Origin of the sequence: Kitasatospora sp. NPDC059571, from assembly GCF_042735675.1 — a bacterium.
Taxonomy (GTDB): Bacteria; Actinomycetota; Actinomycetes; order Streptomycetales; family Streptomycetaceae; genus Kitasatospora.
On the sequence record NZ_JBHWBW010000223.1, the window covers coordinates 4,169 to 12,046 of the forward strand.

The following is a 7,878-nucleotide window of genomic DNA, read 5'->3' on the forward strand; positions in this document are numbered from 1 at the left end:
TACACCCCTACCCGCCCCCCCTCCCCTCTGACGACAAGAACATGGCTCCCCACCTCACCCCCCCCCCCCGCGGGCCCCCCCCCCCCCCCGGGGGGGCCCCCCCCGCCGTCGTAGGCCGCTGGTCCTAGACCTGCCGCCTCATGCCCGGCCCGCGCGGGCGGCGGTAGCGTGGGGGCATGCCGCCGCACGAACCCGTACCGGCCTGCGACCCCTGCCTGGGCGGGATCGAGGCGATCAGCACCGCCGTGCTCGCCATGAGCGGCCACCTGGAGGTCCGCGAGGTCCTGCGGCGGATCACCGCCTCCGCCCGCGCCCTGCTCGGCGCCGAGTACGCCGCGCTCGGCGTGCCCGACGACCACGGCGGCTTCGCCCAGTTCGTGGTGGACGGCGTCAGCGACGAGCAGTGGCGGGCCATCGGCCCGCTGCCGCGCCAGCACGGCGTCCTCGCCACCATGCTGCACGACCCGACACCCACCCGGCTCACCGACGTCCGCCGGGCACCCGCCTTCGAGGGCTGGCCCGCCGCCCACCCGGAGATGACCGACTTCCTCGGCATGCCGATCGTCGACGGCGGCGAGATCCTCGGCGCCGTCTTCCTCGCCAACAAGGCCGGCGGCTTCACCGCCCACGACGAGGAACTGCTCCGGATCCTGGCCGCGCACGCCGCGCTCGCCCTCTCCAACGCCCGCCTGTACGAGCGCAGCCGCGAGCTCACCCTGGCCGGCGAGCGCGCCCGGATCGCCCACGACCTGCACGACGCCGTCGCGCAGAAGCTCTTCTCGCTGCGCCTCACCGCGAAGGCCGCCGCCACCCTCGTCGACCGCGACCCGGCCCGCGCCCGGGCCGAACTCGCCGAGGTCGCCCGGCTCGCCGCCGAGGCCGCCGACGAACTGCGCGCCGTGGTCGTCGAGCTGCGCCCCGCCGCCCTGGAGGAGGACGGCCTGACCGCGACCCTCGCCTCCCAGGTCCAGGTGCTCGACCGGGCGCACACCGCCGCCGTCGCCTTCGAGGCCCGGCAGGTCAGGGCGCTGCCCGCGGCCCAGGAGGCCGCCGTGCTGCGGGTCGCCCAGGAGGCCCTGCACAACGCGCTGCGGCACTCCGGGGCCCGGAGCGTCCGGGTCTCGCTCACCGGGACGGCGGCCCGCGGCGCCGTGCTGCGGATCGCCGACGACGGCTGCGGCTTCGACCCGGAGTCCGTCCGCCGGGCCGGCCGCCACCTCGGCCTGGTGTCGATGCGCGACCGCGCCGCCGCCGTCGGCGGCACCCTCACCCTGGAGTCGGCCCCGGGCAAGGGGACGGTCGTCGAGATGGAGGTCCCCGGTGTCTGACGCCGCCTCACCGATCCGCGTGCTGCTGGTCGACGACCACCAGGTCGTCCGGCGCGGGCTGCGCACCTTCCTGGAGGTCCAGGACGACATCGAGGTGGTCGGCGAGGCCGCCGACGGCGCCGAGGGCGTCGAGCGCGCCCGCGAACTCGCCCCCGACGTGGTGCTGATGGACCTCAAGATGCCCGGGACGGACGGCATCGAGGCGCTCAAGACGCTGAAGGCGGAGGGCAGTCCGGCCCGGATCCTGATCGTCACCAGCTTCACCGAGCACCGCACGATGGTGCCCGCGCTGCGGGCCGGCGCGGCCGGGTACGTCTACAAGGACGTCGACCCGGAGGCGCTGGCCGGCGCCATCCGCTCGGTGCACGCCGGGCACGTGCTCCTCCAGCCCGAGCTGGCCGAGGCGCTGCTCTCCGACGACGGCCCGCGCCCCGCGCAGGGCCGCGGCGGCACCCTGACCGACCGCGAGCGCGAGGTCCTCGGCCACATCGCGGACGGCCGCTCCAACCGGGAGATCGCCCGGGCGCTCCACCTCTCCGAGAAGACCGTGAAGACCCACGTCTCGAACATCCTGATGAAGCTGGACCTCGCCGACCGCACCCAGGCCGCCCTGTGGGCCGTCCGCAACGGCGAGGCCTGAGACCCCGCGGCGAGGTCGGACGAGCCCTAGCGGGGCTCGTCCACCAGAGCGTTGTACGCCGCCACCCGGGCCCGCCGGGCGGTCCGCTCCAGCGGGGCGAGCACCTCGCGCCGGGCGGCCATCTCCGAGGCCGACACCGCCGCGCCGTGCCCGCCCGCCGCGATCCCCAGCAGCGCCGACACCTGCTGGGCGGACTGCAGAACCCGCACCGCCCGCGGCGGGTAGCCGGGGGCGAGCAGCTCCGCGTGGCCGCGCCGCCGGTACGCCTCCAACGCCCGCAGCGCCTGCGGCCCGGCGCCGGCCACGTCCAGCCGGGTCAGCATCTCGGTGGTCCGCCGCATCCCGTCCGCCAGCTCGAACTCCGCCTCGTGCAGCGAGGGCACGTCCGCGGGCGGCCCGTCGTTCACCGTGGCGCACCGCCACAGCACCCGAACCCCGCGGTCCCCGGCCGGGCCGTACTCCTCGACCTCGGGCACCAGCCCGAGCGGCGCACCCACCGCGAGGACGGCCTCCCCGGCCGCCATCGCCGCCGTGTTGAACGGCGCCGGGCCGGTCAGGCCGAGCGGGTGCCCGGGGGCGGGCAGCGCGAGCCGCAGGCCGGCCACCCCCAGGACGCGCAGCCGCCCGAGCGCCCAGGTGAGGCCGTGCAGGTCGCCCTCGGCGTCGCCCGGCAGCCCGGTGACGCGGTGCGACTCGTCCTCGCCGAGCACGGCCGTGGCGGCGTCGTCCGGCGGCACGGACCCGGCCAGCAGGGCGTTGCCCCAGGCGGTGAGCCGCGCCGAACGCGGCTCCTGGTAGGGATTGGCGGCGGGTGTGGCGTGCATCCAGCCAGCCTACGGACTGTGCGGCCATCCGCGTGGCGTAGGTTGGGGGAGTGCTGCGGCGCACCCCGTCCCCGCCCCTACCGACCGGCGGAGTACGCTGCCCGCGCGCACCGACTTGTCGAGACGAGTGGACCGCACCCCGAGGACCCGATGCCGCCGGACCTCGGACGGCCGAAATCTGCATTGGGGAAGGCGTAGGCATGAGTGACGTGCTGGAGCTGGTGGACGTTTCCGTGGTCCGGGAGGGGCGCGCGCTGATCGACCAGGTCTCCTGGTCGGTGGCCGAGGGCGAGCGCTGGGTGATCCTGGGCCCGAACGGCGCCGGCAAGACCACCCTGCTGCAGGTGGCCTCCACGTACCTCTTCCCGACCTCCGGCACCGCGGCCGTCCTCGGCGAGAAGCTCGGCTCGGTCGACGTCTTCGAGCTGCGCGCCCGGATCGGCCTGGCCAGCGCCGCCATGTTCGACAAGCTCCCCGGCGAGCAGACCGTGCTGCAGACCGTCCTCACCGCCGCGTACGGCATGACCGCCACCTGGAACGAGCAGTACGAGGTCAGCGACGAGGCCCGTGCGCTGGTGCTGCTCGACCGGATGGGCATGGCCGGCTACACCACCCGCCGCTTCGGCACCCTCTCCGAGGGCGAGCGCAAGCGCACCCTGATCGCCCGCGCCCTGATGACCGACCCCGAGCTGCTGCTGCTCGACGAGCCGGCCGCCGGCCTCGACCTCGGCGGCCGCGAGGACCTGGTGCGCCGGCTCGGCGCGCTCGCCCAGGACGAGTACGCGCCCTCCATGGCGATGGTCACCCACCACGTCGAGGAGATCGCACCGGGCTTCACCCACGTGCTGATGATCCGTCAGGGCAAGGTGCTGACCGCCGGCCCGATCGACACCGAGCTGACCGCCCGCAACCTGTCGCTCTGCTTCGGCCTGCCGCTGACCCTGGAGCGCCACGGCGACCGCTGGTCGGCGCAGGGCCTGCCGCTCGGCTGAGCCCGTCCGGACACCGGGCCGCCGGCCCTCCCGCCGGCGGCCTGAACCACTGAACTCCGCTGAACCCGCGGCCGTCCGCACGCACGACCGGTTTCCGCCTCTTCACCTGCGGGAAGCTACGCGTCACAGGTGCACTCGTCCCTAGGATGGCCCCGTGGACAGCTGGATCTGGTGGCTCCTCGCCGCCGTAGGCCTCGGCATACCGCTGGTGATGACCGCGATGCCGGAGTTCGCCATGTTCGCGATCGGCGCGGCCGCGGCCGCGGGCACCGCCGCGCTCGGCGCCGGGGTCGTCCCGCAGTTCCTGGTCTTCGTGGGCGTCTCGGTCGCCCTGCTGGTGTTCGTCCGGCCCATCGCCTACCGCCAGTTGAAGCAGGGTCCGACGATCCGCACCGGCATCGAGGCGCTCACCGGCGCCACCGCAGTGGTACAGGAGAAGGTCGACGGGGAGGGCGGCCGGATCAAGCTCAACGGTGAGATCTGGTCGGCTCGCGCGCTCGATCCCGGCAGCGTCTTCGAGCCGGGTCAGCAGGTCGACGTCGTCGAAATCCAGGGCGCGACCGCCCTGGTCGTCTAGGGGAGAATCGTGGAACCCGTCCTCATCGTGCTGGTCGTCCTGGTCGTGGTGGCCTTCATCGCGCTGATCAAGACGATCCAGGTGATCCCGCAGGCCAGCGCGGCGATCGTGGAGCGGTTCGGCCGCTACACCCGCACGCTGAGCGCGGGCCTGAACATCGTGGTGCCGTTCATCGACACCATCCGCAACCGGATCGACCTGCGCGAGCAGGTCGTGCCGTTCCCGCCGCAGCCGGTCATCACCTCGGACAACCTCGTCGTCAACATCGACACCGTCATCTACTACCAGGTGACCGACCCGCGGGCCGCCACCTACGAGGTGGCCAGCTACATCCAGGCGATCGAGCAGCTCACCGTCACCACGCTGCGCAACATCATCGGCTCGATGGACCTGGAGTCGACGCTGACCTCCCGCGAGGTCATCAACGCCGGCCTGCGCGGCGTCCTGGACGAGGCCACCGGCCGCTGGGGCATCCGCGTCAACCGCGTCGAGCTGAAGGCGATCGAGCCGCCGACCTCCATCCAGGACTCGATGGAGAAGCAGATGCGCGCCGACCGCGACAAGCGCGCCGCGATCCTCACCGCCGAGGGCGCCCGGCAGGCCCAGATCCTGCGCGCCGAGGGCGAGAAGCAGGCCGCCGTCCTCCAGGCCGAGGGCGAGGCGCAGGCCGCCGTGCTGAAGGCCGACGGTGAGGCCGCCGCGATCCGGACGGTCTTCGAGGCCATTCACGAGGGCGACGCCGACCAGAAGCTGCTCGCCTACCAGTACCTGCAGACCCTGCCGCAGCTCGCCCAGGGCGACTCCAACAAGCTCTGGATCATCCCCAGCGAGGTCGGCGACGCGCTCAAGGGCCTCGGCGGCGCGTTCACCGGCATGGCCGGCGGCAGCAACGGCAACGGCTCCGCGCCGGCGGCCCCCCGCCCGGTGGACACCACCACCAAGCCGCTCGCCCGCCCGCGGACCGAGCCGACCCGGGAGTACCCCACCATCGACCCGGAGTGATCCCGGTCACCACCCTTGCGCCGAGGGCCTGTTCCGCGACGGAACGGGCCCTCGGCCGTTCCGCATCCCGGACGCCCCCTGGCCTTCCCGCACCGGGTGTCAGGATGATCCTTCCGACAGGTTCACGGAAGGACAACACTCATGACGGTCTGGGAGGGCCTGGCGGTCCTGCTCGCCGGCGTCGGCGCCGGCACCATCAACACCATCGTCGGCTCGGGCACCCTCATCACCTTCCCGGTCCTGCTCGCGCTCGGCCTGCCGCCGGTCACCGCCAACGTCTCCAACACGCTCGGACTCGTCCCCGGCTCGCTCTCCGGCGCCATCGGCTACCGCCGCGAACTCGCCGGCCAGCGCCGCCGCCTGCTGCGCCTGGGCACCGGCTCGCTGATCGGCGGCCTGCTCGGCGCCTGGCTGCTCGTCCTGCTGCCCGGCAAGGCCTTCGGCGCGATCGTCCCGGTGCTGATCCTGATCGCCCTCGTGCTGGTCGTCCTGCAGCCGCGGGTCGCCCGCGCGGTGGCCGCCCGCCGCCAGGGCGCCGACCACCCGGCCGGAGGGACGGACGGGGCCGGCCCGCTGCTGTTCACCGGCGTGCTGCTGGCCGGCGTGTACGGCGGCTACTTCGGCGCCGCCCAGGGCGTCCTGCTGCTCGCCATGATGGGCATGCTGCTCCAGGACGACATGCAGCGGATCAACGGCGTCAAGAACGTGCTCGCGCTGATCGTCAACGGCGTCGCCGCGGTCTTCTTCCTCTTCGTCGCCCCGATCGACTGGACGGCCGTCGTGCTCATCGCCGTCGGCTCGGTGGCCGGCGGCCAGCTCGGCGCCCGCGTCGGCCGCCGGCTGCCGCCGCCGGTGCTGCGCTCGGTCATCGTGGTGGTCGGCCTGGCCGCGGTCACCCGGCTCCTGCTCAGCTGAGCCGGGCCCGTCCCGCCGCGGCGGAAAGCAGCCGAACGCCGGGCGCCGCCTCCCGCCCCCGCGGCCGCCCCCTTCCTATGCTCCTGGGAGTGCTCCCGGGAGGCGCGACCGCTCCCGGACGCCGCCCGCCCTGCACCGCCCGACCGACCGACGGAGAGCTGACCGATGAGCCGCACCCGGCTGACCGAGGACGAGATCGCCACCGCCCTGGCCGCGCTGCCGGACTGGCACCGCGAGGGGGAGTCGATCGTCCGCACCGCGGAGACCGCGAGCTTCCCGACCGCGATCCGGGTCGTGGACACCGTCGCGGTGGCCGCCGAGGAACTCGACCACCACCCCGACATCGACATCCGCTGGCGCACCCTGCGCTTCGCCCTCTCCACCCACAGCGCAGGGGGTCTGACCGGCCTCGACGCCACCCTCGCGGCCAGGATCGACGAGGTTCTGCGGACCGTCTCCTGAACCCTTCCTGAGCCGCGGTCAGGTCCGTACCGCCCCCGTGCCCGGCAGGGCCCGCCGGCCGCCATGAGATGCTGGCGGCTTGCAGCAGCAGTCGGGACGGACGGAACGCATGCCTCAGGACCCTCCCCGGACCTACGACCAGGGGTACCCGCACGGCGGCACGGACGGGCAGCAGCCCGGCGGCCACGAGCACCAGCAGCAGGCCTGGTACCCCCAGCAGCCGGAGCAGCCCGCCGACGCCTGGGCCGCCGGCCAGCAGCAGGGCTGGCAGGCCCAGCCGGACTCCGCGTGGGCCCCCGGGCACAGCGCCGCCGGCTACGCCGACTACTACGCGAGCGGTCAGACCGCGGCCCAGCCCGCCGACCCGTACGCACCGGCGGCACCCTACGCTCCGGCCGATCCGTACGGCGGCGCCGCGGGCTACCAGGCGGCCGACCCCTACGGCGCCTATCAGGCCGGGGCCTACCCGACCGACGCCTACCAGACGGGCGGCACCCAGAGCCCGGCCGACCCGTTCGCGGCCGGCCAGGCGTACCCGGGCACCGACGCGTACGGCGGGTACGGCACGGGTGGCACCGAGCAGCAGGGCTACGCCGCGGGCACCGAGCAGCAGGGCTACGCCGAGCAGCCGGGCTACCCGGCCGGCCAGACCGACTCGTCGCCCTACGCACCGGGCGCCGGCGACTTCCCGACGGCCGCCTACGAGCCTCACGAGCCGGCCGCCGACGACCGGCCGGACGCCCTGACCGTCGGCTTCCCGACCTCCTCCGCCGAGCCCCCCGGGTACGCGCCGATCGGTGCGCCGGACGGCGGGTACCGCGCCGAGGACGAGGACCGGTCGGCCGAGGCCGGACCGCGCTCGTTCGCCGACCGTGCGCGGGCCGCGGCCGCCTCGGTGGTCTCCGCCGACCACGGGCCCGGCCGCCGCACCCTGCTCGTCCGCGCCGGGGCCGGCGCCGCCGCGCTGGCCGTCCTGGTCACCGCGGGCGTGCTGGCCGCCTCCGGCGACGACTCGGGCGGCGGCGCCGCCACCCGCGGGGGGGCCCCCCCGGGCCCCCAACAGACCCGGGGGCTCGCCACAGGCGGGGGGCCCCCCACCGTCGGGGGCACCCCCCGCGCCCCCCCGGCGCGCGCGCAC

Annotated in this window: 8 protein-coding genes and 1 pseudogene; 8 read left to right on the forward strand and 1 reads right to left on the reverse strand. The window is 75.0% G+C overall.

The annotated features are described in order from the left end of the window. Positions 1–176 precede the first annotated feature (176 nt). Both ACFV0G_RS23100 and ACFV0G_RS23105 read left to right on the forward strand, forming a co-directional pair. On the forward strand, positions 177–1,328 hold the full coding sequence (locus ACFV0G_RS23100) for a GAF domain-containing sensor histidine kinase (RefSeq protein WP_380550976.1): 1,152 nt from the start codon (positions 177–179) through the stop codon (positions 1,326–1,328). Beyond that, positions 1,321–1,968 (forward strand): response regulator, encoded by a 648-nt coding sequence (locus ACFV0G_RS23105; protein WP_380550979.1) that lies wholly within the window; start codon positions 1,321–1,323, stop codon positions 1,966–1,968. The genes ACFV0G_RS23100 and ACFV0G_RS23105 overlap by 8 nt, the downstream gene beginning before the upstream one ends. A 26-nt stretch (positions 1,969–1,994) precedes the next feature. Here the strand turns inward: ACFV0G_RS23105 and ACFV0G_RS23110 are convergent, their stop codons facing one another. After that, positions 1,995–2,792 (reverse strand): hypothetical protein, encoded by a 798-nt coding sequence (locus tag ACFV0G_RS23110; protein WP_380550982.1) that lies wholly within the window; start codon positions 2,790–2,792, stop codon positions 1,995–1,997. Between the two features lie 200 nt (positions 2,793–2,992). Here ACFV0G_RS23110 and ACFV0G_RS23115 point away from each other — a divergent pair, with 200 nt between their 5' ends. The 6 genes and pseudogenes from ACFV0G_RS23115 to ACFV0G_RS23140 form a co-directional block, all read left to right on the forward strand. After that, complete coding sequence (locus ACFV0G_RS23115; RefSeq protein WP_380550985.1) at positions 2,993–3,784, forward strand: ABC transporter ATP-binding protein; 792 nt, start codon at positions 2,993–2,995, stop codon at positions 3,782–3,784. 211 nt (positions 3,785–3,995) lie between these two features. Beyond that, positions 3,996–4,361: an NfeD family protein gene (locus tag ACFV0G_RS23120; protein ID WP_380550996.1), complete on the forward strand. Its 366-nt coding sequence runs from the start codon at positions 3,996–3,998 to the stop codon at positions 4,359–4,361. Between the two features lie 9 nt (positions 4,362–4,370). After that, positions 4,371–5,363, forward strand: coding sequence for an SPFH domain-containing protein (locus ACFV0G_RS23125; protein ID WP_380550988.1), 993 nt, complete (start codon positions 4,371–4,373; stop codon positions 5,361–5,363). 141 nt (positions 5,364–5,504) lie between these two features. Further along, entirely contained in the window at positions 5,505–6,278 is a 774-nt protein-coding gene (locus tag ACFV0G_RS23130; protein ID WP_380550991.1) for a sulfite exporter TauE/SafE family protein, read from the forward strand. A 165-nt stretch (positions 6,279–6,443) separates the two neighbouring features. After that, on the forward strand, positions 6,444–6,740 hold the full coding sequence (locus ACFV0G_RS23135; protein ID WP_380550994.1) for a 4a-hydroxytetrahydrobiopterin dehydratase: 297 nt from the start codon (positions 6,444–6,446) through the stop codon (positions 6,738–6,740). A gap of 109 nt (positions 6,741–6,849) precedes the next feature. Continuing rightward, positions 6,850–7,878 (forward strand): annotated as a pseudogene (locus tag ACFV0G_RS23140) (hypothetical protein); the annotation flags it as partial.

Excerpts from the sequence above, each read along its gene's own strand:
- ACFV0G_RS23100 (WP_380550976.1), top strand. The coding sequence starts at position 177 with ATGCCGCCGCACGAACCCGTACCGGCCTGCGACCCCTGCCTGGGCGGG.
- ACFV0G_RS23110 (WP_380550982.1), bottom strand. The coding sequence starts at position 2,792 with ATGCACGCCACACCCGCCGCCAATCCCTACCAGGAGCCGCGTTCGGCG.
- ACFV0G_RS23115 (WP_380550985.1), top strand. The coding sequence starts at position 2,993 with ATGAGTGACGTGCTGGAGCTGGTGGACGTTTCCGTGGTCCGGGAGGGG.
- ACFV0G_RS23120 (WP_380550996.1), top strand. The coding sequence starts at position 3,996 with ATGACCGCGATGCCGGAGTTCGCCATGTTCGCGATCGGCGCGGCCGCG.
- ACFV0G_RS23130 (WP_380550991.1), top strand. The coding sequence starts at position 5,505 with ATGACGGTCTGGGAGGGCCTGGCGGTCCTGCTCGCCGGCGTCGGCGCC.
- ACFV0G_RS23135 (WP_380550994.1), top strand. The coding sequence starts at position 6,444 with ATGAGCCGCACCCGGCTGACCGAGGACGAGATCGCCACCGCCCTGGCC.